The sequence below is a fragment of the Halorubrum orientale genome, from assembly GCF_059623105.1.
Genome location: NZ_JBSPSR010000003.1, coordinates 310,705 through 336,012, shown reverse-complemented (window position 1 = coordinate 336,012; position 25,308 = coordinate 310,705). Strand labels below are relative to the sequence as shown.

The following is a 25,308-nucleotide window of genomic DNA, read 5'->3' as shown; positions in this document are numbered from 1 at the left end:
CGGCCGGCCGGAGCGAAGCGGAGGGCGGCCGACGAGGCTGGGGAGGCGTGAGGTGCCGTGCGGTTGCTGGCGGGTGGGATTCAAAGGGGCAGCCGCGAGGACGCCGCAGGCGACGTAAGCACCGCAGCGACGGAGCGAACGGAGTGAGCGACGAGTGAGGAGCGCAGCGAGCGTTCGGCGTCCTCGCGGCTGGGGCTTTGGGGGTGTTCACCGTCGATCCGTCAGCAGCCACTTATAATCGAGCGGCTGGGGCTTTGGGGGTGTTCACCGTCGATTCCGCATCGATGAGTTATAAATGAGCGAAGGCTTTGGAAGTACTCGCCGTCGAGCCGAAGCTACGTATTTATAAGCGATCGAGAGCGCTATCGACGGTGACCAGTTATAACTCCATTCCGCGAATCGCGACGCTCCCCTCGTCGTCGCTCTCCTCAACCCGCCCGATCACGCGCCCGTCTGTCTCCGCAGCCAGCGACCCAGCTACATTCGGATCGAGGGCCGCGACGAACCCGGTTCCGGTGTTGAACGTCCGGTGCATCTCCTCGTCGGAGACGCTCCCTACGCGCTGGACGAACTCGAAGATCGGCTGTGCGTCGAATGGGTCTTCCACGACGTATCGGTGAGTGCCCAGCCGCGTCAGGTTCGTCCATCCCCCACCAGTGATGTGTGCCGCGGCGCGGACATCGTGTGCGCGCATCGGGTTGAGCAGGTCGGTGTAGATCCGCGTCGGCTCTAAGAGTGCCTCACCGACCGTCTCGTACCCCTCGAACGGACACGGGTCGGTGTACGCGTGCTCGCGCGTCACGGCCTCACGCGCGAGCGTGAGCCCGTTCGAGTGGATCCCCGACGACTCCCACCCGACCAGCGCGTCGCCCGGCTGCGCCGCGCCGTCGAAGACGGCGTCTTTCGCGGCGAGCCCCGCGCAGGTCCCCGCCAGATCGAGCCCGTTGATTACCTCCGGCATCACCGCGGTCTCGCCGCCGACGAGTTCCATGTCGGCGAGCTCGGCGCCGCGCGAAAGCCCCTCGCCGACCTGCTCGGCGAACGTCTCGTCTGGTTCGTCGACAGCGAGATAGTCGACGAACGCGACGGGTCGAATCCCGGCGGCGACGAGGTCGTTGACGTTCATCGCGACGCAGTCGATCCCGACCGTCGAGTAGTCTTCGAGCGCATCCGCGACGAGAAGCTTCGTACCGACCCCGTCGGTCGCCAACGCGAGATACCGGTCGCCGATGTCAAGGAGGCCCGCGTAGTCGCCCGCGCTCTCGCCGACGGCGCCGATAAGCGCCGCGGTCGCCGCCTCGCTCGCGTCGATATCGACGCCTGCGTCCGCGTAGGTGAGTTCTTCTGCGTCCTCTTCGGTCATACGCCTGTCGTGACCCGGCGGAGCAAAAGGACACCGTTTGGCCGAGCGGGGGTATCGGCCGCTGGTACTCAGAACGGTCCACTGAATCCGAGTCCGAAGACGAAGACCAAGAGCCCGGTCAACAGTGCCGCGGGGACGAACGTCACCACCCACACGAGACGCCGCCACCGGTAGACGGTCCGACCGTCGAGCGGCCCGTACGGGATCAGGTTGAACGCGGCGAGGAAGACGTTTATCGCCACCCCGCGCTCGCCGACGAGCGTGACGATCTCGTTGCCGAGTACACCACCAACGAAGAACACCGGAACGAACACGGCGAGCAGAGCCGTGTTGACCGCCGGGCCAGCAAGTGCGATCCGGGCCTGCTCGCCGGGTGTCACCCGCCCGCGATGGTACACCGCACCTGGTGCCGCAAAGATGAATCCAAGGAGTGCGCTCATCACCGCGAGAAACAACATCCCGCGGTCGGCGCGGAACTCGGCGACCTGGTCGTAGCGCACCGCGACAGCCTTGTGTGCCACCTCGTGAAACAGAAATCCACTCCCTGCGGTCACCAAACTGACCACGAGTGGGAGGACCACGCCGGCGGCGACGATCCGATCGATACCGGCCGCACCACCGACGAAAAAGATCGCGAACGCGACGCCGAGCGCGACCCAGGCGACGAGGAGGTCACGAATTTCCGTGCCGCTAAAATAGAGGTTGCCGATCTGTCGGCCTCGCATGATAGCCGACACAGTTATCCCAAGAGCCCCTGCAACAGCTCGACGCTGTTTCGTGCTCCATCGACCATGAGTCGCGTCACCTCGTCGACGCTCCCGACTTCGGCGCCGAACATCGCCGGCAGCACGTAGACGGCAAACAGGAGGCTCGCAACGATGCTGCCGACGTTCGTCATCGCGACGACCACGATGAGCCGGAACAACGGGACATCGAGCATGCGCGAGATGAGCTCACCAGGCGACTGTGATTCGTCCGAAAGCAGGCCGTTGAGCCGCTCGATGTCGGCGACGTTCACGGTAAGGTGTCGCAGTTCCACGTATCCCGTGAACCACCCTGGTGCGAGAAGCGGATTGATCGACGTCATCCAGGCGACGGCGCCGCCGACGCCCGCAGACGACCATCGCGCACCAGCGGCCTTCGCGAAGCCGAACGCGAAGACACCGTTGATCAGGAACCACGCACCGAACAACCGGAGCAGGAACCCGTTTCGAACGCCGGCCATCGCGAGTAGGACGAAAAACCCGACGAACGCCACGGTGATCCCGTATCCAACGACGCGCTTCCAAGGAACCCCTCGTGACCCTGCGGTTCCCACGAGCGACGACTCGGGCGGAAGGGCCTCTGGCGTCTCGAGGTACCGTTCGATGCCTGCTCGGTGGCCCGCGCCGACGACCGCGACGACGTCGTTGCCGGCGTCTCTGAGCGCGACGAGTCGACGGGCGATAAACGCGTCGCGTTCGTCGATGAGCGCTTCGGCGCCGCCGGGTGAGAACCGACGGAACTCGTCTATCATCATCGTCACCACGTCGGTGTCGGTGAGCGTATCAAGATCGAGTTCTTCGATACCGTCCGCCGGGCCTGCAGACGGCTGGTCCAGCCGACCGAACGCACCGAGGACGGCGACGGCGGCGAGGCCGATCGAGAGCCCAGCGGTGAGGCCGATGCCGAGGCTGCCGACCGCACGGACCGTGAGATCGCCAACGGTCGCCGCGACGGCTCCGTCGGCGACACCACTGAGTGCGACGAAGAGGCCCGTGAGTGGCCCGAGCGCCGCGGCGGCGTAGAGCCGTCCATCCGGCGATAATGCGGCTTTCCCGACCTGGTCGACGAGTACGCCCGTGAGGATCGCCGCGGCCACGCCAGCGGTCACGCTCGTCAACATCCCGGTCGTGATACCGATCGAGCCGCCGAAGAGTCCGATAAGCGGTCCAGCGACGAGCCCGATGAGCACCCCGGCGGTTATCCCGACGACACGGGGGTCTGTCGCCCCGAATGCGAGCCCACCCACCATTCGAAGCTTCTCCATGACCGTCATCCGAGCCCAGAAGCGCTGGATCGTGGTCTGAATGTTGCGGTCAACTAATGCGATGTCGATCCCGAGTCCCTCGGCGGTCTCGACGGCAGCGTTCATGTCTGCTCCGGGCTCGATGTCGAACCGGTCTCCGAGTTGTGTCTGGACGTACGAGAGGATCCAGTAGGCGAGAAACTGGAAGACGGTGTTTCCACGCAAGAGGTCGCCGGCGTCGAGGTTGTCGGGGGTCTCGCCGTTGAGCCGCCGGTAGCGTCCCTCGTCAAGCTCGACGGCGACGACGTCGGGACGCTCTCGTTCGATCGTCGCTTCGACCTCCTCGGCGGAGCGCGACGAGACGTGGGCAGTTCCGACGACCGTCACCGAGCCGTCGGCCGACTCGTCGGCGGCGGTCGCTGCGGGGGTGGTATCGACACCGGTCGCCCCGCCTGGCGTCTCTGTCATCACACAGATGTACTTCGTCACCGCGTTTCAACTTTGTCGTCGCCGTGTGCGATACGTGGGGCCCACGGACGACCGGCTGTCACCGTGAGCGGGACACGGGCTCGGGGACAGCTATTCAAGCTGTCCTCGCGAATTACCGGTATGGATCACGAAGCCGAGGTCGTCGGAGTCGGGGCGGGCTCCGCGCCCGGCGGTGACGTCCCGACGGTCGTCCTCAGCGTCCGAGAGGAGTATCTTCCAATCTTCGTCAGCGGCGACCAGGCTCGGTCGATCGCGACGGTTCTCGAGGACGAGCCGTTCGATCGCCCCCTGACGCACGACCTGCTCGTCGACGTCCTCACCGAGTTCGGCGGCGCGATAGACCAGGTTCGGATCGACGACCTCGCCGACGGCACGTTCTACGCGAAAGTCGACGTCGAGCGGTACGACGCCGGCGAGCCGGAACGATACGTCTTCGACGCGCGCCCGTCCGACGCCATCGCGCTCGCCGTCCGGGTCGAGTGTCCGGTGGTGGTCGCCGGCGACGTGGTCGACGAGGCCGGACAGCCGCCCGAGTCGATCCAATTTGATGATGGAACCCGAGGTGGACCCTGACCTGTCGACCCCATCGCGACCGAGCGGCCGAGAGCCACGCGTTCAAGTGGGGCTCGAACGGACCGACCGTATGGACGAGACGACCACGTCTGCAGGACCCGCGACATCGAGTGACACCGAACGGCTCGCCGTCTCCCACACGGAGATGACGGAACTCCTCTTACCGGACGACACGAACTCTCTCGGGCGGGCGCTCGGCGGGACGGTGCTCCACTGGATGGACGTCTGTGGGGCCATCGCAGCCATGCGATTCGCCGGACAGCAGGTGGTGACGGCCTCCATGGAGCACGTCGACTTCATCGCGCCGATTGAGGTCGGCGAGGTAGCCACGATCGAGGGGTTCGTGTTCGACACCGGTCGGACGAGCCTCGACGTCACCGTCGAGGTACAGGCGGCCGACCCGCGAACCGGGGAGCACCGCCAGACGACGAGTTCGTACCTGACGTTCGTCGCGCTCGACGACGACGGACGGCCGACACCGGTGCCGTCGCTCGTGTGTCCCAGTGACGAAGAGGCGGCGCGACGTGATCGCGCACTCGACGCACGGCTCGAACAGCTCGAGCAGGTGTGTGCGCGACACGGACTGTGACGGCACGAGACGCGACCGGTCGCGCTATCGTCCGTCCGTCGAGGCGTCGACCGTCGCCGCCTCAGCGTCGTATGCGCGCCTGGCGCGCTCTCGGAGCGACTCGATTGGTTCGGGACCGGCTAGGTGGCTCCCACAGCCACAGTCGGAGGCGCCGAATCCGTCGACCGGTCCCGCTGGGAGTCGGTCGGCCACCGCACATTCGACGTCGGCCCTAGGAGCGTAGTAGACGCGGTCTATCGTCGCCGGTGTGTCACCGAGAAGTGAGTCGATGTGCCAGTGACGGACGTCGTGGTCGTTGCGGGCCGTCCGGCGGTGGCGTGTGACCCGCGCGAACCCGCCCGGTCCGAGGGCGCTCCCGGTGTAGGCGTACGCGCCTGCCGACAGGCGATGCGTGCCGAGCGCACCGACGGTCACCGTCGTCGTCGCGGGAAGGTCGATGAGGAGCGTGTAGGTGCCACCGGCGTCGCGCTGTCGGGCCGACGTCGTCGACACGGGTTCGTCGCGCACGAATCACACAGTCGGCACGGGGGCATCGCTGGCAGCAGCGCGGAGCTCGTCAATCAAGTCTCCCGCCCGCGGATCGAGCGGATAGGTGTCGTGGACGTCTGCGGGGTCACGCCCACGCCCGGAGAGCGTCCCGACGACGTCGGCAATTCGGTCGTAGTTGTCACGGACGAGTCCGCCGACGATACCTGGGGTGCCAGCTCGCGTCGCGAGTTCTTCGGCCGCTGATCGACCGGCGTACACGCGTCGCTCGCGAGGATCGACGAGCACCATCGCGAACGGTCGGTCACCGAACTGCGCCTCGAGGAACGGTCCCACCGGCTCGGCCTCCCACGGGACCGCCTCGACGCCCTCTAACCGTTGGAGCGCGACCGCAGCGATCGAACAGTACGGACAGTCGCCGTCGAAGATCAACACCGGCGCGTCCGTCGTCTCACTCATATTGTATGCTACGCCCTGGACCGTCTTAAGCCGTCGGCTGGGGACGTTGCGCCGTCAGTGTGAGTGACCGAGAACGTCCTCGAGTGACTGACCGAAGCGCTCCTCGAAGAGATCGGCGGCCGTCTCACTCATCTCTGCGATGTCGGCTGGAACCTCACCTTCGCTGTGGTGAGCAATGACGTGCGCTTGTTGTGCCATCGCTTGGACGATGACGTCGCTGACGACCCGGGTCGACGGCTCGCCCTGCTCGCTGAGCACGTCGACGAGGCCTGCTGGTAGGTCGAACGACTCTTCAGTGCCGTCCGGCGCGGTGACGGTGTAGGTCTCTGTGTCTCCCATACCCGACCGTCGAGACCACGACATAAGGCTCTGTGGGAACCGCGACGACCGGCGGTGAGGTGTGACCGTCGCGTGTGGGCCCGAAACGGGTGATGGACCTCACCCGTGCGTCGAGATCGCCCGGATCGACGACCCGGCGAGCGCGATGGCCCCGAGATAGATGCTGATCGCGACCACGACGATCGAGCCACCCGTCGGCAGGCCGAGTCGAATCGCCAGCGCGAAGCCGCCGAGCACCGACAGCTGGCCAATGAGCACGGAGAGACGCGTCGCCTCGCGGAAGCTTCGGGCTACCTGTGAGGCGGCCGCGACGGGGACGACGAGCATCGCCGCGACGAGGATGACACCGAGCACCTGCATCGCGCCAACAACGACAACAGCAGTCAATACGACCAACAGCGCGTTGTAGCCGGTGACGTTGAGCTGGGCGACCCGAGCGGCCTGCTCGTCGAAGGTGATGAACAGCAGCGGCTTGTACGTGAGCAGAATCGCGGCGACGACGACGATCGAGAGCACCCCCATGAGGCGTGCGCCCTCGACGGTGACGACCGCGAGGTTCCCGAAGAGGTACCCTTCGACGTTGATCCCGGTCAACCCTCTACCGTAGCTGATGATCAGCGTCCCCACGGCGAAACTCCCGCTCAACATGATCGCAATGGGGACATCACCGTACGCGTCGGTGTGCTCCGTGAGCCACTGCACACCGAGTGCGCCGGCGATAGCGACCACCAACGCGACGAGCAAAAGCGACCCACTCCAGCCAGTCGTCGATGTCAACAATAGCCCCACCGCGACGCCCGCAAAGGCGGTGTGTGCGAGTGTTTCACCGATGAGGGCCATCTCCCGGTGAACTAAGAAGATGCCGACAAGTGGGGCCACGACGCCAACGAGCACCCCCGTCGACAGCGACTGCCACATGAAGGGGTGCCGAAACACGTTGGTTCCGAGTGCTGCGTCCGCGCCGCGTCCAGCCGCGCGAAATCCGGCGTAGAGTTCTCTCGCGACAGGCAGATCTTGGGCCCAGTACAGGACGAGAAATCCTAGCATCCCGGCGGCGAGCAGTGCCGTCACTCCGATACCGGCGACTTGGACGGCTCGGCGACGATCGGCGGGTTCGGCGGACGTGACGGACCTCATCAGTGGTGGTGGTGGACGACCTGGCCGGTCGTGCCGTACGCCTCGGCGAGCGCGTCGCTCTCGACGAACGACGCCGTGTCGCCGTGGTGGTACAGCTCGGTGTTGATACAGGCGACGCGGCTCGCGCGGTCGGTGACGACACCGATGTCGTGTTCGATGAGGACGATCGTGATGCCATCGTCGTTGAGGCCGTCGAGCAGTGCGTAAAACGCATCTCGTGACTCAGCGTCAACTCCGACCGTCGGTTCGTCGAGTGCCAACAGGTCCGCGTCGCTCGCCAGCGCGCGAGCGATGTACGCGCGCTGTTTCTGTCCGCCCGAGAGCTCGGAGAGCATTCGCCCGGCGAGATCGGCAATACCGACCGTCTTGAGCGCGTCGTCGACGGCGTCGCGATCAGCGTCTGTGAGTCGGCCGCGGCCAACGTGGGCGTACCGCCCCATGGTGACGCACTCGCGGACGGTGACGGGCATCGTCCCGCCCTGACTTGTCGCCTTCTGTGAGACGTAGCCGATCCGCCCGCCGTCGTCGAACGCGTCGACCGGCTCACCGAAGAGTTCGACTGTTCCCTCGTCGGGCGTCAACAGCCCGAGCATGAGGTGTAAAAGCGTCGTCTTACCGGAGCCGTTCGGGCCGACGAGACCTAAGAAATCGCCGGCCTCAACGGTCAGTGAGACGTCTCTCACGGCGGCTGTGTCGCCGTACGCGAACGTGACGTCGCTGATCTCGACCACTGGTGGCACGGTGTTCGTGTGTGATCTTGCGTCCGAACGTTTAGCTCTTTTACTCCGCGGGCGCGGCTCGGCGCGGCTCACTGTGCGCCGAACGCCTGCTCGAACGCTGGGACGTTGATCTCGGTCATCTGCTCAAGATATCCGTAGCCCGCGTCGTTCCACTCGGCTATCGTGCCGCCAGCCGGTGACACGGCCATCGTCTGGGTCGCGTCGCTGTTCTCGACGATCGTCTCGGCGAGCCGTGGGGACTCGAAGCGGTCGTAGAGGATCGTGTCGATGCCCTCGTTGTCGACTAGCGCGATCGTATCGGCGATTTGAGTGCCGCTGGGTTCGTTCTGTGGTGAGACGCCGACGGGCGAGTGGAGACGGAAGTCGTAGCGCGCCTCAAGGTACTGAAACGAGTTGTGCCCGGCGAGCACCGCGACGTCTTGCGTCGCATTCGTCGCTATCTGCTCGAACGCCTCGTGAACCGAATCGATTGAGTCGATGTATGCGGCGGCGTTGTCGGTGTATGCCTCCGCATTGTCTGGGTCAGCAGCGCCGAGTCCGTCGGCGATTGTGTCGACCATGTCGCCCGCGAGGACAGGGTCGACCCACGCGTGGGGGTCGTACTGTGCGGTGCCGCCGTGGTCGTGTTCGTCCTCGGCGTGGTCGTCCTCTTCTGCGTGGTCGTGTTCGTCCTCCTCACTGTGATCGTCCACTTCGGCGCTATCGTGCTCGCCTTCGGCTCCGTGGTCGTGGTCCCACGCCAAGAGGTCGTCTTCGACACCAGCGAGCGCGTCGACGACCGCGACCTCGTCATAGTCGGCTTCGAGTGTCGACGCCACGTCTTGGGCCCACGCGAACTCCGGACTGTCGAGGTACACAAAGGCGTCGGTGGCGGCGACGTCGGCGATCAGGTCACCGTCCGGCTCCCATCCGTGACCGAGCTGTCCGACGTCAACGGGGTCGGTGAACGCGACGCGGTCGCCAGCGACCTGGTTCGCCCAGTCGTGCAGGGTGAAGAAGGCGGCGTAGCCCGCTTCAAACCCACCGTCTGTGGCCCTTCCACTACTGGTTGCGTCTCCCGTGCAGCCGGCCATCGAGGCCGCCGTGCCCGCTGTGACGAGTGCCGTTCCACGCTTCAACACCGCACGTCGTGAGTGTGCCATACACCACCCTACGTCCGATTAATACATAAGTCCTATTATTTCATAACTTGGTCTTAACAACTTATTCCGGCTCACGAGACGAGTCACTCGGTGAGGTCGACCACGGTTGCGTCGGCGAGGTCGACGAGGCGGTCTGGGGCGATCGAGAACAACGCGCTCGGGGTTCCGGCCGCGCCGTACACTTGATCGAACGCACAGAGCGATGGGTCCATCACCGTCGGAATTGGCGTGTCGTGACAGATCGGGGGGACGCCGCCGATGCTCCAGCCGACGACCGACCGGATTCGGTCCGGTGACCCCATCGCCGCCGTGGCGACGCCGAAGTGGTCGGCGACCGCGTCAAGGTCGAGACGGTTCGCTCCGCTCGTGATCGCGGCGACGAGGTCGTCCTCGGCAGACACGTCGCTGGCGGTTGCAGCTTCGGTCGGTGTGCCGTCGGCACCGAGCGAGACGACGATCGTCGAGGCGATCGCACCGGGTTCACACCCGACTGCCTCGGCCGCGGCCGCGGCGGTCTCCGTGCCCGCGTCGAACTCACGTACCTCCACGGTGACGTCGTATCGGCTGTGCGCCCGATCGACGAACTCGGCTGCGCGGTCGTGCATGGCTCATCACTTGGTGCAGGCACAATCAACCTCCCGGCACGATCTCGACCGGGAGGCGGCACCCACGTTCTCACGGGAGCGGGGTGCCCCGGTGCCCCCCCGTCGGCTGCTCACCGCGTCCGAAGCTCGTCTTTGTCCTTTAGTACGCGGGCGTCACCCTCACCCGAGGTCACCTCGTTGACGAGTTCATACAGGTCGTTCTGGAGCCCCGCAGGGAAGGTGAGCACGCCGACCCATGAGCCGTCGTTTTGCCACTCCTCTCGTTCGAGGTCCCCAAATTCCCGGACCTGTGCTTGTCCCGATCCGGCGTACTCGGCCGGAAGCTGCACGGCCATCGTTACTTCCTCGAACCGGATCGGAATTACGGGGCGCAGGGCCTCCAGCGCCTCGTCGATCTGGCTCTCGACTGGCTCCATCGGGTCGACCTGGAACCCGGCCTCCTCGAGCGCGCGCTCGATTCGCTCGGGCGGGTGCGGTGAGTCGTCCATCTGCGGGTTCACCGCATTGCGGGTAATCGTGGTCACCAACCCTCGGTGTTTTCGCTCCAGCATCTCCTCGCGCTGCTCGGCAGTGATCTGTATCTCCCCCTCGCGAACGACCTCCGGGATGATCGCGAGTGGGTCAGTCGTCTCGAACACGGTTTCGAGTGCCGACTCTGCGGGTCGATCGCCGCGCGAGGCGTTCTCGAAGACGTCTTCGGCGGCGATGACGTCCTCGAGGTCCCCCTCGAACTCCCCTCGCTTCATCGCCAAGGCGGCATCTGGGTCGACGAGCACCTCGAACCGCTCGCCGTGGGATTCGAGCCGTGCGGTCACCGCTTCGTCGAGTGATATCATACCGATACGTACCGCCCCCGTGATAAAAAGCCTCCCGCGCGGCGCGTCTCCTGCCACTGACTTGGATCCACCCCCTGACTTACCACCACACAGCAGCTACCCGTCCGCTACGGGTGTGTCGCCTCCCGCTCGTCGCGCTGCCACTGGGCTCGACAGGCGTCTCCACAGAAGTGGATGTGTTCGATCTGTCCGTCCGCTACCCGTGTGACGACGCGTCTGCCGGCGCCGAAGGCGGGCTCCTCACACCACGCACACCGGGGTGCCTCCTCTTCGGTGAGGTCCTCACCGAGGTCGGATGTCGGATCAACCATACGCGCCCGTGCGCCCAGAGATACTTCAATCCGTCAGTTGCTCACGGTGAGTCCCGCGGCCGATAGCTCGCTGTGCGGGCGTCACTCTGTGGGGGAGCCTCACAGGCTACGTTTCGACCGGAGCCGAGCGAGCCGACATCGTGTCTCGTGTCGGCTCGTGCCGCGCACCCGCTCGGTCGTCGCGTCGGCCATCGAGACCACCGAGAGTCGGTCGAGAAGCGGCGGCCAGTCGCTCGCACCCGGCGCCTCCTCGGTGAACGAGATCGCCGCAGCGAGCCCTGTTCGAGCATCCTCGTCGGTTCGCGCGACTATGTCGTCTGCGTCGTGCCGACCGCCGCCGACGAAGAGCCGGTCACCGACGGCTGCGGGAAGCCACGTCGGCAGCGTCACGAGCCACGCGAGTAATCCGCCGGCGGTGTACAGTGGCGCTGGGATCCGGTCCCGGTCGGGCTCGTACCCGTGAATACGGTTAGATCGCCTGTCGGCCGGCCGACGGTCTGGTTCGTGTGAGACTACCAACGTCGCGGCGAGCGCCACCGTCTCGACGGCGACGAGCCCGGGCAATGCGGCCGTCGTGACCGCTGCCTCGCGGCGCTGGAGTCGGGAGATAGCGTGCCTGAGCGCGGCGTCGCGATTGGACGGGGGGAGCGACAGTAGTCGCGTGGTAACGACCAGCCGGCTGCCGCGGTGGCCGTCGGTGACCGCGACGTTGGCGGCATCCGCCGACACGACCGTTACTGCGGGTCGGTCGGCGCCGAGCTGAGCGGCGATGGCGGCGACGCGTGATTCGGCGAGCGATCGTCGGTCGTCGTCCGCACCGACCCGCGGCAGCAACGCGATCCGTCGATCGACAACGACGGGTCCGAGCGCGACCGCTGTGAAGACGCCACCGAGGGCCGCAAAGACGGTCCCGGCCGCAGGTCCCACGCTCGTGAGGACGACGAGTGGCATTACCAGGAGGCCCACGAAGAGACTGGGGACGACGGCGAGCGTGAGGGCGCCGAACACTCGTTTCAGTTGGGCGGTGCGCGTCAATGTCATTGGTCGATCGTCTCGTCGTTGGAAGTTATGCGTATCGACCGCGCACCCGCCTGAGTATTGGCGGCTCCATCGATGCCAACGACGGGGCACCGCGGTATTCGGAGCTTTTAATCGGACGGCGGCGCTACCGGTTTGTAATGGCTTTTGAGGACTTGTTGAACGACCCCGTCATCCAGAAGTACCTCCACGAACTCGTGGGGCCGACGGGGATGCCGGTCGCCGCCGCACCCCCCGACGGCGAGGTGACCGACGAGGAGCTGGCCGAGGAGCTCGGGCTGGAGTTGAACGACGTTCGGAGAGCACTGTTTATTCTCTACGAGAACGACCTCGCCACGTACCGACGCGTTCGAGACGAGGATTCGGGATGGCTCACGTACCTCTGGACGTTTCACTACGACAATATCCCGGAGAACTTACAGGCGGAGATGTACCGACTGCTCGATGCGCTCGAAGACCGCGCAGAGTACGAGCGGACCCACGAGTTTTACCTCTGTGAGGTGTGTTCGCTCCGCTTCGAGTTCGGTGAAGCGATGGACTTCGGATTCGAGTGTCCCGAGTGCGGTTCGCCGCTCGACGCGATGGAGAACGACCGGCTGTACGAGACGATGGAGTGGCGCATCGAGGAGCTCCGCGACGAACTCAACGTGGACGTGACCGGCTGATGGTCGTACTTGCTACCAAGTGCTACCTCAAGGGCGACGCCCGCGAGCGCGCACTCGACGGAATGCACTCACTCGTCGACAACGAGGTTGGCGATCTGCGCGTCGAGTGGACTGTCGGCGTTCGCGACGACGACTTCGTGCAGGTCGACGTTAGCGGTGCAGACGCGCTCGTCGCCGAGAACGCCCTCGCCGAGACGTGGGGCGAAATCGTCGCCCACGACGAGGGGTTACTCGCCGGAGAGACGTACGTTGGAACGCTTGAGTCGTGGGACGACGACGGACTCGTCTTGGACGCAGGCACAATGGTCCGCGTTCCTGCTGACGAGTTGGGACTTGGTGTTGGCGCCCCACCGCAGGTCATCGAGCGATTCGGACTCGTCCAACATCTGCCGATGCAGTTCGTCTACGGAGGTGAGAGTGGTCCCACCGACGGGAACGCCTCTGATCGTGCCGCCTCCGACGTCGACGATGTCGATGCGGACGTCACTCGACTCGCCGATGCTGAGCGGGACCGGCTGTACGACTGGCGGCGCGGTCCAGGCCGAGTGACGGTTAACTCTGCGACCCGCGGCGAGGTCAGAGCCACGGTCAACCGCGCGGGACACGCAAACGATATCGTCACCGTCGAACGCCTCGGACTCACCGAACAGAGTATCATCTGTGCGGACGGAACCGACCCGCCAGGACTGCTCGCGTCGATCGGCTCGTACCTCCCGGCTGAAATGCGGTGTGTCGTCTGAGCCGTGACCCGACGACGCTTCGCCATTGCGCTGGTCGCCGTCGCGTTACTCGCGCTTACCGGCGGGTGTCTCGGCTACGTCACCGGCGGCGGCGAGGTGACGAACGAAACGCTCGACGCCGACCCGCCGATGTCGTACGACTTCGAGACGGACCGCGATGCCGCGTTCACCCTGTCGGCGGACGCACGATATACCGCGGTGTACAACGTCTCCGGCAAGGAGACGGTCAGGCTCTTCCGTGAGACCCCGTACGCCGGCGACCAACCGTTGGAGTTCGAGGCGTTCCGGTATCGATACGCCGGCGGTGAGGTCATCACAGGAAGTGAGTTCCGCGCGCGCGGCGGGGAGGTCGAACAGACACCAGACGAGGTATACGTTCGGTTCACCGACGAGATGGACGACGGGCAACTCGCCATCGCTGGGCGTGGGTCACCGCGTCGGTTCACGTCGCTGGCGTACGTCGAGGGCTCGTATGCGGTGACGCTTCCGCCGGAGTTCAGTACCGACGTTCCGATCGTCGGGCACGTGGCGCCGCGCGACTACACGGTTGAGACGGTGGACGGCCGCGACCGAATCGTCTGGGAGTCGGTGACCAACTCGATCGTCGTGCAGTCGTACCGCGAGACGGACCTCGTTATTTTTGCGGGGATCCTCGGGGTCGCGTCGATCGTCGCCGTCGTCGGCACCCTCCGGTTCAAACGCCAGCTCGATGCGTTGCGCGAGAAACGCCGCGAGATGGGGCTCGGCGTGTACGAGGACGACGACGACGACGACGGTCTGCTGTGAGCCTGCGAGGGACACGTGACCGCCTGTCTCATCGGTGTCGGCGATCTTTTGAGCGGCGGTCGCATATCACCATCTATGAATGCCGCAATCGTCACCGTCGGAGACGAACTCCTCGTCGGTGACACGGAGAACACGAACGCCACGTGGCTGTGTGCACAGCTCGCTGACCGCGGTGTACCGGTGCGGCGCGTGTCCGTAGTTCCCGACGAAGTGAGCGAGATCGCCCGCGTGGTTAACGAGCACCACGCGGCCTACGACGCGGTGGTCGTGACCGGCGGACTCGGGCCGACGCACGATGACGTCACGATGGACGCGGTAGCAGCCGCGTTTGGCCGGACAGTCGAGGCGAACGACGAGGCCGCAACGTGGCTGGAGTCACACGGCTACAGTGGCGAGGATCTCGATGAGGGAACAACACACCTCCCGTCGGGGTGTCGCCCGCTCCCGAACGAGGTGGGAGTTGCCCCGGGTGCGGTCGTCGAGTCCGCGTACGTCCTCCCGGGCGTGCCCTCCGAGATGCGGGCCATGTTCGAGCAGGTCGCAGACGAGTTCGAGGGGGTGCCGACACACACGGTCGTCGTCGAGGTGAACGAACCGGAGAGCGCACTTCTCGGCCGATTCGACACGCTTCGCGAGCGCTTCGACGTCCGGGTTGGGTCATACCCTGGCGACAGTGTCAGAGTCAAGCTGTCGGCTGCGGACGCAAGTGAGGCAGAGTGCGCTGCTGCGTGGCTCCGTGAGAGGTCAGAAATCGTCGCGTAAGCGATGCGTCTGGGGCCCGAAAAACCCCGAATTTGGCCTCACCGCGCGAGGAGTCCGAGCCATCCCGCGGTGACGAGAAGCCCGGCGACAAGCACGGCGATAGCGGTTGCTTCGATCGGGAGCGGCTCCGGCTGCACGGCAGACAGGATCATACGTGATAGTTCGACGGACGTGGCTTAATTGTTTGCAGACAGGTCGGCACGCGCCACGGACCAGTCGCGACCCCGTTAAGTGGCTGCCGCGCGATTCATCGGTATGCACGTCGGTGTCATCGTAAACCCGATCGCCGGAATGGGCGGTCGCGTTGGATTAAAAGGAACCGACGGAAAGCTAGATGCGGCACTCGAACGCGGCGCTGAACCCAGGGCGCCAGACCGTGCGCGTCGGGCACTGGACCGGCTGGCCGATCTGGCCCCGGACGCAACCGTCTCAACAGTGGCCGCACCGATGGGCGAGCACCTCGTTCGTGCGGCCGGATTCGACCCTGAACGCGTCGTCAACCCGTTCGATGAGACGGTGTCGCCGGCGGACGTCGCCGACGACGTCCCGACAGAGACGACCGCCGAGCACACCAACATAGCCGTCGAGCGGCTTGCAGCCGCCAATGTCGACCTCGTGTTGTTCGTCGGCGGCGACGGCACTGCGACGGATGTTGCGTCCGCACTCGGCGGTGACGACACACCGATGCTCGGTGTTCCTGCCGGGGTGAAAGTGTACTCGTCGGTGTTCGGTGTCTCTCCCGAGGACGCCGCTGAGGTCGCCGTCAGGTTCTCGCGGACGGAACGCCGCGAGGTGATGGACATCGACGAGGACGCCTACCGCGAAGGGGAGGTAGTGCCCACACTTCGCGGTATCGCACACGTTCCCGTCGCCGAGAACCTCCAGGCGTCGAAACAAACTGCAAGCGGAACAGTCGAGTCACTGGCCGAGGGAGTTGCCGCGGACATCCGGGCGCGCGACGGCGACGGGGTCACCTATATCCTCGGTCCGGGGTCGACGGTCGGGGCGATCAAAGCGGAGCTCGGGTTTGAGCCCTCACCGATTGGTGTCGACGTCTGGCGTGACGGGACCGTCATTGCGAAAGACGCGGCCGAATCGGCGATCATGGACGAACTCAAGGGCGAAGCAGTCATCGTCGTCTCGCCGATCGGCGGCCAGGGCTTCGTCTTCGGTCGGGGGAACCCACAGCTCTCCCCGGCGGTCATCCGCGAGGCCGAGATACAGATCGTCGCCTCGCGTGCGAAACTCGACACGGTTCGTACCCTGCGCGTCGACACCGACGACCCAGCGCTTGACGAGTCACTCGCGGGCTGGGTGCGCGTTCGCGTTGGAAAGTTCGAGACCAGAATGATGCGGATCGTATGAGTGGCTGCCCGCATCGCAGCGCGTCTGGCACAACAGCCGACGAGGGTCGATCGGCTCGTGAGGAAGCTATTTGCGTCTCCCACGCTACCCGTTAGCCACCCACAGATGCCGATTCTCGACGACCTCTCCGGATTCGAATTCGAGGACGTCACGGCAGACGTCTTTCGCAACCTCGGCTACGAGAACGTGCGTCAGGCCGAGCGGACGGCCGATTCGGGACGCGACGTCATTATGGAGGAAGTGGTCGATGGTACTCGGCGTGCCATCGTCGTCGAGTGCAAGCATACGGAGACGGTCGGCCGTCCAGTCGTTCAAAAGCTCCACTCGGCTATCGCCACGTTCGAGTTCGACGGCCCGAAACGCGGCATGGTCGTCACGACCGGCCGATTCACCACTCCCGCACAGGAGTACAGCGCCCACCTCGAAGCGAGTGACGACCCATATCCGATCGAACTCCTCGACGGCGAGGAGCTGCGAGCGATCGCCGACGAAATCGGGCTCGATCTCTACAACGGTCGCATCGAGATCCTCTGTGAGGAGACGCTGCGTCCCATCGACCCAGCGACCGACGTCCACGCGCCACTTCGAGCGGCGTTCCGCGACGTCGAGAACATCGAGTTGGCGGCCCTCCCGACGCCCCGTTCGACGCTGACGCTGCGTCCAGTCGTCGCCGTCACCGCGGACACGAATGCCGTCTTCGAGACGTCTGTGGGCGTCATCCACCGGATCGACGACCGGACGCAGTTTGTTGTTCACGCCGAGCGTGGGCAGCCACTGGTCGCCGACGAGGCAGTTGCAAGACTCGTCACCGAAACCCGCCACGCGACGGTCGACGTCGGCTCGGCGCAGTTCGGAGCGATCTTCGATGCGGTCGAGAAGCGCCGGTTTGGGCAGACACAGACGGGGTACAAACGGTGGGCTCTCGAGCGACTCCAGCGACATCACACGACGACCGTGACGTACACCGGCGACAACAACGTCACGTACAACAAGACCTGTGAACCGAATCGCTCGGATATCTCCGTACAGTCGATCGAGCCGGTGTACCTCCCCGAGGTTCGCCATACCATCCACCTGCATGCGTACACCTATCCGTACGAGTACTACGCCGCGGGTCCCTCACGAGTGACCGCCGAAGACGGAGTCCATCGGTGTGTTCACTGCGAGACGAGCGGTGTCGAACAGACCTACACCTACTGTCCGAACTGCGGGGCGATCGCCTGTGTCGACCACACGAAAACGGAGCGGTTCGAAGACGAGCCGATCTGTACGGGGTGTGCAGTGACAGAGCGGTTCGCGCTGAAACAAAAGTACTTCTACGACGAACAGAATCTCGAGGCATTTCGCGAGCAGTACGCCGACATGGCTATCCACGAGAAGGTGATGGAGAATCCCCTTCTTGCACTGGGGGGTGTAGTCGTGCTCGTGTTATTTGTAGTTATATTAACACTTGGAGGGAGTGTGTGAATCGCCTCGGGGTCAAGCCCCGAGGCTTCCCGTTTCCACGACGTGCTTTGCAGACACAGACTTGAAGTGAGTCGTATCTGTAGGGAGCGCAATCTCCACGGGCGTGTCTTCGGGCCATCCCAGCCCTAGTTCAGAAAAGCCGCGTTGCAGGACGTTCATCGCTGCGTTCGCATCTCTGTCCGTCTCGAACCCACAACTCGGACAGGAGTGTTCCCTGACCCAGATTGGCTTCGCCGTCTCCACACCGCACGACGCGCATTCTTTGGTCGTCCCTTTGGATTCAACCTGCACGACGTGACAGCCGTACAGGTCGGCCTTGTAGTCAAGGAGCGTGATGAACTGTCGCCACGCCGCATCCTGCTTGTTCCGAGCGTTATGCGACCGTTCCAGCATCCCCTTCACGTTCAAGTCTTCGACGAACACGGCGTCGTACTCGCGGACGAGCCACGTCGTGACCTTGTGCTGGTAGTCCAGCACCTTCCGACGAATGTGACGCTTGACCTTGGCGACTTCGAGGCGTTGTTTCTTGTAGTTACTCGACCCTTTCTCCTTCCGCGAGAGTTTGCGCTGTTCGCGGCGCAGGCGTTCGTAGTCGTCTTCGAGGTCGAGCCAATCCACGGTCTTCCCGTCCGATGTGTGGATGAAGTTCTGGATGCCGAGGTCAATCCCGACGCTGTTACTCGCGTCCAGCGAGTCCACATCGGGTTTCTCGGGTAGGTTGGCGTCGTCGGTTTCCAACCCGAAGGAGACGAACCAGTCACCAGTTGTCTCCTTTTTGAACGTGACCTCTTTGATGGTAGCGTGGTCGGGAACCGGACGATGGTAGCGGATTTTCACCCACCCAATCTTGCTGAAACGGACGTATGCAAACCTGTCGTGGCCCCTCTTTTCATCGAGGTCGAAACCACTTTGATTGTACGTCACACTTCGATAGTCAGTAGCTGCTTGCCGTTTGAGCCGACCAACGTTGTAGCCATTCTGTTTCTTCTTGCGAAGATTCGAGAGGTTGCGGTAGAAACGAGCGACAGTGGCTTGCGCGGCTTTCGAGTGAAGTTCACCAAACACGGGCCCTTACGCTTCCACTCGGGAAGTTTGTTGTTCTGGTCGTACTCACTCGGCTTGTCGTCCTCGGGACTATTCGTGTAGTCCCAGCGGACGTGATTGTAGAGTTGGCGATGAACGTCCAGATGATGTTCCAGTCCTTCCGCCACCTCTTGTGTTGGGTAAGCGTGGTAGCGGTGACTGTGTTTCATCGCTGTCTCTTGATTAGAGATATGTCGAGTTAATGGTTTGTATCTCTGCATGTCGGCTTAATCCCCGGGGTCAAGCCCCGGGTTATTCGCCTTGTCCGCTGATAAAAAACCACGCGAGAGCAGAGAACACCCAAACACGAGCGCACGGTATCTAATGGGCTCTACCACATTCCTGAATCGACCGTTTTGGAGCCGTCACAGCTCTTCTTTAACGTCACCACGCTGATATCTTTCGCGTAGTTCGTACCCACTGACGTCGCCCGTCTCGGTGAGTTCGATCGCGTACCGGCCGATGATATCCTGTGTATTCGGTACAGCGTGACGTTCGACCACCTCGACCAGCGTCCGCCACCCACCGTTGTCTTTCATCGACACTTCGATGACGCCTTCGAAGTCGTGGTCAAGGAGCGCTTCGGCCGCGTCTCGTGCCTCCTGCTGTGCGGTCGCCAACCCGATCGAGGTGGACTCGGTAGCTGCCGGCCCCTCGCGCTCGGACGAAGCTTGCTCGGCGGTAGCGTCAGGATCCCCCGGTCGGTGGTCTGTGTCATCGTCGGTCGTCGAGGCGTCGTCTGGCTGAGATGGCATGAGGTATCTATCTCGACGCTTCCTCAAGAATGTCTAGTTCCGCTTCGGTAACTTCCTGTTCGACACGGTCGCGAAGGTGCAGCACGTCTGCACGCGTCGATAGCTTCGAGGCGAGTACGTCGACACAGACGTCGACGAGCGCCTGTTCGGTGAGTACGTCCGTCGTCCCGACACCCTCTGCCGTCATAATGGCAGCGCGCGTCCCGACGGTTACGTCGAGCTGATCGCGGAGCTGCCGCACGAGACGGACCAGCGCCCCGGCCTCCGCTTGAGAGACGGTTTCAACGGTGGTATCGACGATCTGTACCTCGGTCTCGTGGTCGTAGAAATCCATGTGGATCCCGACGAGCCGGTCGAGCAGGGCGTCCTGTGGTTCGTGAACGCCGGCATATTCGATCGAGTTCGACGTTAGGATCGCTCGAAACTCGGGATGAACGTCCACGTACCGGGACTCACCACGCTGGCCCGGCAGCTCGAGGACGCCCTCTTCAAGCACTGACAACAACACGTTGTTCGCCGCGGGCTTCGTTCGCGAGAACTCGTTGTACACGAGTGTCGCTCCCTCTCGGACGGCGATGGTGAGGGGATTGTCGACCCACCGATCGCGCACGATGTCTTTGCTCTTGACGACGTTGTGAATGTACTTGTCCCGCTCTGAGATGCGCTCTTGTTCGCCGTACTCGCCGACCAGGTCACTCGTCGACAGGTCGGCGTCGCCGTTGATCCAGACGACCGGCCGGTCGCGGTCATGTGCTGTCTGCATCGCGAGGGACGTCTTCCCGCATCCCGTTGGCCCAATCAGGTGGACGGGTCGATCGACGCCCAACCACCGGTCGATCCGTTGTTTAACGCGTGAGACCGCAGGGGTTTCGACGAACGACTCGTCGTTCGGCACGAACTCCTCGGCGAGGTCGACGGTAGCCCGGGTCGTCTGCTGTGTCGTCGTGTGACCGTTTTGTGACCCCGTCGTCGACTGGTCTCGGTGCTGTTTGTCGTCGCGAGAAGAACGGATCTGTGACCCGCGGACCTTCCGTTCACGTGAGTCTGTCATTCGTCGTCATCGGGTCGCAGTGGCACGTCCTCGCCGTACTCGTCTCGGTAGTCTTGAATCGTCATGTCGTGGGTCTGAAGATGCGGCTCGGTGATCGCCTGATAGTACTCTCCACAGACGAGACACTGGACGAGCCCGTCGGCGACCGGGTCAACGTCCTCGTCGACGTCCTCGTTGACGTCATCGTCGAGGTCGCTGGTATCCGCCTCAACGGAGGTGTCGTCACTCGGCTCTGTGTCTTCGATGGGATCGCTCGTAACGCCGCCTCCCTCGATGGTGTCTTCCGTTTCGGCGTCCGCGCCCGACGACCCGTCCGCCGGTTCGTCGACGGAGACGTCCATCGACACGGCATCCTCGGTCACCCCCTCGTCTGGTGTGGCGGCTTCCGTCTCGTCTACGGTCTCGGCTGCCGCCGCAGCCTGCGTGGTGTCCGCCGTCTCATCTGGCACATCAGCTGGCGTCTCGGCTGCCGACTCGTTTCCTGCTCCCCCCTGGTCGTCACCGTAGAACGCTTGGGTGTAGGCCGCAAACTCAGCCTCGGTCGCGTCGAACTCCGCACCGAAGGCCTCGATCATCTCTTGGAACGCAGTTACATCGTCGAGAAAGGACTGCACCTTCTCTTCGTGGAACTCGCGCTCGTAGGCGTCGAACGCGTCAGCCGTCCGGGCGAATGCGTCGCGTTGGTCGGCGACCGACTCGTGAATCGCTTCCACGTCGGCGTCGAATGCAGCGCTGTACGCATCAAACGACGCTGTTGCGTCTGTGAACGCCTCCTGGAGGGCTACAATCGCGTTCTGGAGCGCCGAAATGTCCTGTATGTCGGCCACGTCCTCGGCGAAGACCTCACTGTACGACTCGAACGTATCTTGGGTCGCCGCCATCTCGTCGCGCAACGCTGCGATTGCGTTGAGAAGCTGTGTGATATCTTGTTTATCCTGCACGTCAGCCTCGAACGCATCGGCGTACGCCTCAAACTGGGTTGCTGCCTCCTCGAACGACGCGGCTTGGGCATCGACGTCGGCGTGCACCCCTGCGATCTCGTCGTCGAACGCGTCGCTGTAGGCGGTGAAGACGTCGTCGGTTGCGTTCATCGCCTCGATGAGTGAGTCACGCGCCGCGACGAACTCACTCACGTCTTGTTTGTCCTCGACGTCCGCGGCGAACGCCTCCGCGTACGCCTCGAACGCACGCTGTTTGTCGTCGAACTGTGCACGGGCCGCTCGAATATTGTCACGTTTTTCTCGGACGCTCATGATTATGATGATAAAGTGGGTGTGTTGGTGTTGCTACCGCACCGAGCGAAGCGATCGAGCCGGGCGGGCCGACTACGCTTCGGGCGCAGGTGCCGCCTCGGCACCCGCAGTCAGTTCGGCTTGCTCGATTTTGGCGATCTCTTCAGCGTAGTGGAGGAAGGTGTCGACGGACGCGACGACGACCCGTGCCTCTACGGTCAGGATCTCGATGCCAACGAGTGAGATGCGGGCAAAGGCGTCGACGACGACCCCCTTGTCAAGTACGCGATCCAGCACTTCGGCCAAGCTTGAAGAATCTGGTTGTGCCATTGGTGGAACGCATCTCTACCTACCTAACCCGATAGTAAATACGTTGAGCTGAGTTTACTGAGTACACTCGCCCCAAGATATATCAGGCGGCATCAGGGTTATTCTAACTGCTTCGCATACAGAGAATAGTCATCGTACTGGGACACATCAACCATAGCTGACGCAGGGCCGCTTGATCCGACGTCTACCACTCCACATGGCGCATCCCGACCCCCCGCGGTTTCCCCGAGCGATCAGACGCTTTCTCGCCGGAGACACGGGACACACGTTGTTGATCCACGGCGAGCCAGGCACTGGCAAGACGTTGTTCGCGCTTCGGTGTCTCGACGTCCTCAGCACCGAAAACGAGGTGCTCTACGTCTCGTCTCGGGTCAACAAGGCGACGATAGCCGAGATGTACCTCGATGATCGACTATCGATAGACGAGACGGCCATCGTCGACCTCTCGGAGGATCCGTTCGCGCTCCCGATCACCCCCGCTGTCCCCTTCGACAAGCTCACCCTCGACTCGCTTCTTGAGTGGATCGAATCCGTCCACGACGCATCGGCCGGACTCACGATCGCGTTCGACAGCTGGGGGCTGATCCACCAGTATCTCGCCTCCCGACACGACGGTGCGCCCGACCTCTCGACCGTGAGCAGGAAGCTGGCGGCGTTGGCACGGCAGACGGGTGTGACCGTGCTGCTCGTCTCTGAGGGCCAAAACCCTGCCCCGCTACGGTACATCGTCGACGGCGTCGTCGCACCACAGGTGACTGAAGACGACCGTGGACGAGCGTGTCGCGACCTACAGATGCAGAAGCTTCGCGGGATCCACATCGAGAACAGACGACAGCCGTTCACCCTCGTAGGCGGGCGATTTCAGGCACTCACTCAGGCTGAAGTGCAGTCGCTCTCGGCGTCACCCGGCGCCGGGACGTGGCAGATGCGGCCCAACTCGAAGCGCTCGTTCTCGACTGGGCTCACGGACCTTGACCCAGTCCTGCGTGGCGGCTACGACCGGGGGACAGTCGTCCACCTTGAGCTCGGGGTCGACCTACCGCGGGACGCCTGGAGTGTGTTGACGCTCCCGACGATCCGTAACTTCCTTGCGAACGATATGTGTGCGACGGTCGTGCCACCGCGGGAGGCTAGTCCCGGGCTAGTAAAGAACGACGTAACGGCCGTAGTCGCGGACGACTGCGCACAGACACACGGACAGATCATCCGGACCGCGACCGGTGACGGGCGAGTCGGCCGGTCGGACTCCATGGTATCGGCAGGAGACGAACCGCCACAACGGCGTGATCGGTCACTACGGTCCGTGTCGACGACGTCGACGCCTCCTGACCAGTCGGATGCCGACCCCGCCGACTACGGCGATCAGACTGACGCCGATAGCCACGAGGCAGTTCGCTCCCCACAGAAGCTCGCGTACGACGAGTACATCGGGTATGCCGAGCGACTTCGTGACCGGCACGAGGGGCCACAGCTCCACGTGATCGGCTTGGACAACGTCCAACAGGAGTTCAAACGCCAGCTCGGTGCGTTCGCGAACTACGCGGCCCTACATAATGACCTCGTCGTACTGATAACGAAACCAGGGGAAACGCTCCGTGACCGGACGGACCGGGTCGCCGACACCCATCTAAAACTCGAACGAGCGGGAACAGGGCTGATCATGTACGGTGAGAATCCGCTCACGCCGCGACTCGGCATCGAAATCGATAGCGCACCCGCAATTCCACAACTTACTCTCCTTGAGATGGTATGATCAAACAACTCAAACGACTGCACGAACGTATGACGGTGGCGACGACTCTTTCTATCAGACGTGGTGACGTAAACCACAGCGACACAGAGGCGTCTCAAAACCGTTCAGAGCGACCCGCCGAAGCAGTCCCGCCGTACACCGAGACGGAACTGAGCGACGACGCCGTCGACCATATTGAGGGGTGGGTAGAGAACTCCACGCTGCAGGCGGTCGACGACCGGCACGTGCTCGCGAACCTCGACGAGATTCTCCTTATTTTTGTCGGCATTCGTGGACAGGCGACAGGCAAAGAGCTCAGTACTGACCTCCAGCGCGTATTTGGCGCTGATTTGAGCTCTGGAACCGTGTACCCACGGCTGACAGCGCTCGAGGAACAGGAGTTGCTGGCGGTGCGAGAGTTTCCACGACGGAAGGTGTACTCACTTCGAGAACCGACTACCGTCTGTGACCGCATCGAGTCGGACGTTGAGCGAACCCTCACCTTCTCGATGACGCTGCGAACGCTGGCCCTAGAGTGCGTCGACGAACATTCGAACCACCCATACCGCGAATCCAATCATGAGTGACAACCTGTACACGTACGGCATCATCGACGACGAAGACATCACCCTCAACGCCGACGGCGTCGCTGGCGCAACGGAAATCTACACGGTCAGCTACCGCTCGCTGGCAGCGGTGGTCTCGGACATCGACACCACCGACCCGGACCGGACTGACCCGGCCGTCGAAGCACACAACGGCGTGCTCCAGCAGATCATCGAATATGACGGCGGACGGACCGTCGTCCCGATGAGCTTCGGCATGGCGTTCAAGAACGCACGGACGCTCAAGGGGGTCCTTCGAGGCGCTCGACCGGCGCTGCGAAGCGCGCTCAACGACATTGAGGGGACTGTCGAACTCGGCGTCAAAGTCCTCACCAGCGACGAGGACGCGCTCGCCGAGACGGCTGTACAGTCGGAGATTACAGATATGCTCAACTCGGTCAGCATCAACGAGACCGAAAACGACCTGTTCAGTGACCGACTCATCCTCAACAAGTCGTATCTCGTCGACCGCGAGGAGCGTGGTGCATTCGACGACGCAATCGACGACGTTGAGGCGGAGTACGGCGAGCACGTCACCGTTCAGTACACGGGGCCGTGGCCACCGTACAACTTCGTCGACATCCACATCGGCGCAGAGCAACAACACGGAGGACGCTAGC

28 protein-coding genes and 1 pseudogene are annotated in these 25,308 nt (G+C 63.7%); 11 read left to right on the top strand and 18 right to left on the bottom strand.

Going from position 1 to position 25,308, the window contains the following annotated elements; all coding sequences use genetic code 11:
- Nucleotides 1–379 precede the first annotated feature (379 nt).
- The 3 genes from purM to ACWUI7_RS04595 form a co-directional block, all read right to left on the bottom strand.
- The gene (gene purM, locus ACWUI7_RS04605) at nt 380–1,363 is read right to left on the bottom strand and encodes a phosphoribosylformylglycinamidine cyclo-ligase (protein WP_496641034.1); all 984 of its coding nucleotides are present in this window, start codon (nt 1,361–1,363) and stop codon (nt 380–382) included.
- Nucleotides 1,364–1,431: 68 nt separating this feature from the next.
- A complete protein-coding gene (locus tag ACWUI7_RS04600; protein WP_496641103.1) occupies nt 1,432–2,106 on the bottom strand; it encodes a metalloprotease in 675 nt (224 codons plus the stop codon).
- Nucleotides 2,103–3,839: a TraB/GumN family protein gene (locus tag ACWUI7_RS04595; RefSeq protein ID WP_496641032.1), complete on the bottom strand. Its 1,737-nt coding sequence runs from the start codon at nt 3,837–3,839 to the stop codon at nt 2,103–2,105. The genes ACWUI7_RS04600 and ACWUI7_RS04595 overlap by 4 nt, the downstream gene beginning before the upstream one ends.
- Nucleotides 3,840–3,980: 141 nt before the next feature.
- Between ACWUI7_RS04595 and ACWUI7_RS04590 the strand changes: the two genes are divergently transcribed.
- Together ACWUI7_RS04590 and ACWUI7_RS04585 are read left to right on the top strand one after the other, a co-directional pair.
- Complete coding sequence (locus ACWUI7_RS04590) at nt 3,981–4,433, top strand: bifunctional nuclease family protein (protein ID WP_496641030.1); 453 nt, start codon at nt 3,981–3,983, stop codon at nt 4,431–4,433.
- Between the two features lie 70 nt (nt 4,434–4,503).
- Nucleotides 4,504–5,022 carry an acyl-CoA thioesterase gene (locus ACWUI7_RS04585; RefSeq protein ID WP_496641028.1) on the top strand — a complete coding sequence of 173 codons (519 nt, stop codon included), beginning with the start codon at nt 4,504–4,506 and terminating at the stop codon, nt 5,020–5,022.
- A gap of 24 nt (nt 5,023–5,046) precedes the next feature.
- Here the strand turns inward: ACWUI7_RS04585 and ACWUI7_RS04580 are convergent, their stop codons facing one another.
- The 10 genes from ACWUI7_RS04580 to ACWUI7_RS04535 all read right to left on the bottom strand — a co-directional run bounded on the left by ACWUI7_RS04580 (nt 5,047) and on the right by ACWUI7_RS04535 (nt 12,118).
- Nucleotides 5,047–5,529, bottom strand: a complete 483-nt coding sequence (locus tag ACWUI7_RS04580; RefSeq protein WP_496641027.1) for a GIY-YIG nuclease family protein — start codon at nt 5,527–5,529, stop codon at nt 5,047–5,049.
- Between the two features lie 3 nt (nt 5,530–5,532).
- Nucleotides 5,533–5,967 (bottom strand): thiol-disulfide oxidoreductase DCC family protein, encoded by a 435-nt coding sequence (locus tag ACWUI7_RS04575; protein WP_496641026.1) that lies wholly within the window; start codon nt 5,965–5,967, stop codon nt 5,533–5,535.
- 54 nt (nt 5,968–6,021) lie between these two features.
- Complete coding sequence (locus tag ACWUI7_RS04570) at nt 6,022–6,306, bottom strand: DUF7545 family protein (protein WP_496641024.1); 285 nt, start codon at nt 6,304–6,306, stop codon at nt 6,022–6,024.
- Nucleotides 6,307–6,405: 99 nt separating this feature from the next.
- Complete coding sequence (locus ACWUI7_RS04565; protein WP_496641023.1) at nt 6,406–7,443, bottom strand: metal ABC transporter permease; 1,038 nt, start codon at nt 7,441–7,443, stop codon at nt 6,406–6,408.
- Complete coding sequence (locus tag ACWUI7_RS04560; protein ID WP_496641022.1) at nt 7,443–8,183, bottom strand: metal ABC transporter ATP-binding protein; 741 nt, start codon at nt 8,181–8,183, stop codon at nt 7,443–7,445. Before ACWUI7_RS04560 ends, ACWUI7_RS04565 begins: the two co-directional genes overlap by 1 nt.
- A gap of 68 nt (nt 8,184–8,251) precedes the next feature.
- Nucleotides 8,252–9,325: a metal ABC transporter substrate-binding protein gene (locus ACWUI7_RS04555; protein ID WP_496641020.1), complete on the bottom strand. Its 1,074-nt coding sequence runs from the start codon at nt 9,323–9,325 to the stop codon at nt 8,252–8,254.
- A gap of 83 nt (nt 9,326–9,408) precedes the next feature.
- The gene (locus ACWUI7_RS04550; protein WP_496641019.1) at nt 9,409–9,930 is read right to left on the bottom strand and encodes a YbaK/EbsC family protein; all 522 of its coding nucleotides are present in this window, start codon (nt 9,928–9,930) and stop codon (nt 9,409–9,411) included.
- Nucleotides 9,931–10,040: 110 nt separating this feature from the next.
- The gene (locus tag ACWUI7_RS04545; protein ID WP_496641018.1) at nt 10,041–10,766 is read right to left on the bottom strand and encodes a ribosome assembly factor SBDS; all 726 of its coding nucleotides are present in this window, start codon (nt 10,764–10,766) and stop codon (nt 10,041–10,043) included.
- 107 nt (nt 10,767–10,873) lie between these two features.
- Nucleotides 10,874–11,077 carry a DUF7576 family protein gene (locus ACWUI7_RS04540; RefSeq protein ID WP_496641016.1) on the bottom strand — a complete coding sequence of 68 codons (204 nt, stop codon included), beginning with the start codon at nt 11,075–11,077 and terminating at the stop codon, nt 10,874–10,876.
- 99 nt (nt 11,078–11,176) lie between these two features.
- On the bottom strand, nt 11,177–12,118 hold the full coding sequence (locus ACWUI7_RS04535) for a hypothetical protein (RefSeq protein WP_496641015.1): 942 nt from the start codon (nt 12,116–12,118) through the stop codon (nt 11,177–11,179).
- A 137-nt stretch (nt 12,119–12,255) separates the two neighbouring features.
- On the opposite strand from ACWUI7_RS04535, the gene ACWUI7_RS04530 reads away from it, so the two are divergent.
- From ACWUI7_RS04530 to ACWUI7_RS04505, 6 genes are all read left to right on the top strand, one after another.
- Nucleotides 12,256–12,780: a transcription factor gene (locus ACWUI7_RS04530; RefSeq protein ID WP_496641014.1), complete on the top strand. Its 525-nt coding sequence runs from the start codon at nt 12,256–12,258 to the stop codon at nt 12,778–12,780.
- Nucleotides 12,780–13,520, top strand: a complete 741-nt coding sequence (locus ACWUI7_RS04525) for a DUF2110 family protein (protein WP_496641012.1) — start codon at nt 12,780–12,782, stop codon at nt 13,518–13,520. The genes ACWUI7_RS04530 and ACWUI7_RS04525 overlap by 1 nt, the downstream gene beginning before the upstream one ends.
- Nucleotides 13,521–13,523: 3 nt before the next feature.
- Nucleotides 13,524–14,306, top strand: coding sequence for a DUF5803 family protein (locus ACWUI7_RS04520; protein ID WP_496641011.1), 783 nt, complete (start codon nt 13,524–13,526; stop codon nt 14,304–14,306).
- Nucleotides 14,307–14,381: 75 nt separating this feature from the next.
- Nucleotides 14,382–15,068 carry a competence/damage-inducible protein A gene (locus tag ACWUI7_RS04515; RefSeq protein WP_496641010.1) on the top strand — a complete coding sequence of 229 codons (687 nt, stop codon included), beginning with the start codon at nt 14,382–14,384 and terminating at the stop codon, nt 15,066–15,068.
- Nucleotides 15,069–15,323: 255 nt separating this feature from the next.
- Entirely contained in the window at nt 15,324–16,433 is a 1,110-nt protein-coding gene (locus ACWUI7_RS04510) for an ATP-NAD kinase family protein (protein ID WP_496641009.1), read from the top strand.
- Between the two features lie 105 nt (nt 16,434–16,538).
- Nucleotides 16,539–17,900, top strand: coding sequence for a restriction endonuclease (locus ACWUI7_RS04505; protein ID WP_496641008.1), 1,362 nt, complete (start codon nt 16,539–16,541; stop codon nt 17,898–17,900).
- 12 nt (nt 17,901–17,912) lie between these two features.
- Here ACWUI7_RS04505 and ACWUI7_RS04500 read toward each other — a convergent pair.
- The 5 genes and pseudogenes from ACWUI7_RS04500 to gvpA form a co-directional block, all read right to left on the bottom strand.
- Nucleotides 17,913–19,153, bottom strand: a pseudogene (locus ACWUI7_RS04500) (RNA-guided endonuclease InsQ/TnpB family protein).
- A 195-nt stretch (nt 19,154–19,348) separates the two neighbouring features.
- On the bottom strand, nt 19,349–19,738 hold the full coding sequence (locus ACWUI7_RS04495) for a gas vesicle protein GvpO (RefSeq protein ID WP_496641006.1): 390 nt from the start codon (nt 19,736–19,738) through the stop codon (nt 19,349–19,351).
- Between the two features lie 7 nt (nt 19,739–19,745).
- The gene (gene gvpN, locus ACWUI7_RS04490; protein WP_496641005.1) at nt 19,746–20,789 is read right to left on the bottom strand and encodes a gas vesicle protein GvpN; all 1,044 of its coding nucleotides are present in this window, start codon (nt 20,787–20,789) and stop codon (nt 19,746–19,748) included.
- A complete protein-coding gene (locus tag ACWUI7_RS04485) occupies nt 20,786–22,042 on the bottom strand; it encodes a gas vesicle protein GvpC (RefSeq protein WP_496641004.1) in 1,257 nt (418 codons plus the stop codon). Before ACWUI7_RS04485 ends, gvpN begins: the two co-directional genes overlap by 4 nt.
- A 72-nt stretch (nt 22,043–22,114) precedes the next feature.
- Nucleotides 22,115–22,351 carry a gas vesicle protein GvpA gene (gvpA, locus tag ACWUI7_RS04480; RefSeq protein WP_496641002.1) on the bottom strand — a complete coding sequence of 79 codons (237 nt, stop codon included), beginning with the start codon at nt 22,349–22,351 and terminating at the stop codon, nt 22,115–22,117.
- Between the two features lie 196 nt (nt 22,352–22,547).
- On the opposite strand from gvpA, the gene ACWUI7_RS04475 reads away from it, so the two are divergent.
- From ACWUI7_RS04475 to gvpF, 3 genes are read left to right on the top strand one after another with little or no spacing between them, the layout of a single operon-like run.
- Nucleotides 22,548–24,104: a gas vesicle protein GvpD basic region 2 domain-containing protein gene (locus ACWUI7_RS04475; protein WP_496641001.1), complete on the top strand. Its 1,557-nt coding sequence runs from the start codon at nt 22,548–22,550 to the stop codon at nt 24,102–24,104.
- A gap of 29 nt (nt 24,105–24,133) precedes the next feature.
- Complete coding sequence (locus ACWUI7_RS04470; RefSeq protein WP_496641000.1) at nt 24,134–24,670, top strand: PadR family transcriptional regulator; 537 nt, start codon at nt 24,134–24,136, stop codon at nt 24,668–24,670.
- Nucleotides 24,663–25,307 (top strand): gas vesicle protein GvpF, encoded by a 645-nt coding sequence (gvpF, locus tag ACWUI7_RS04465; protein ID WP_496640999.1) that lies wholly within the window; start codon nt 24,663–24,665, stop codon nt 25,305–25,307. Before ACWUI7_RS04470 ends, gvpF begins: the two co-directional genes overlap by 8 nt.
- Nucleotide 25,308: the final 1 nt, after the last annotated feature.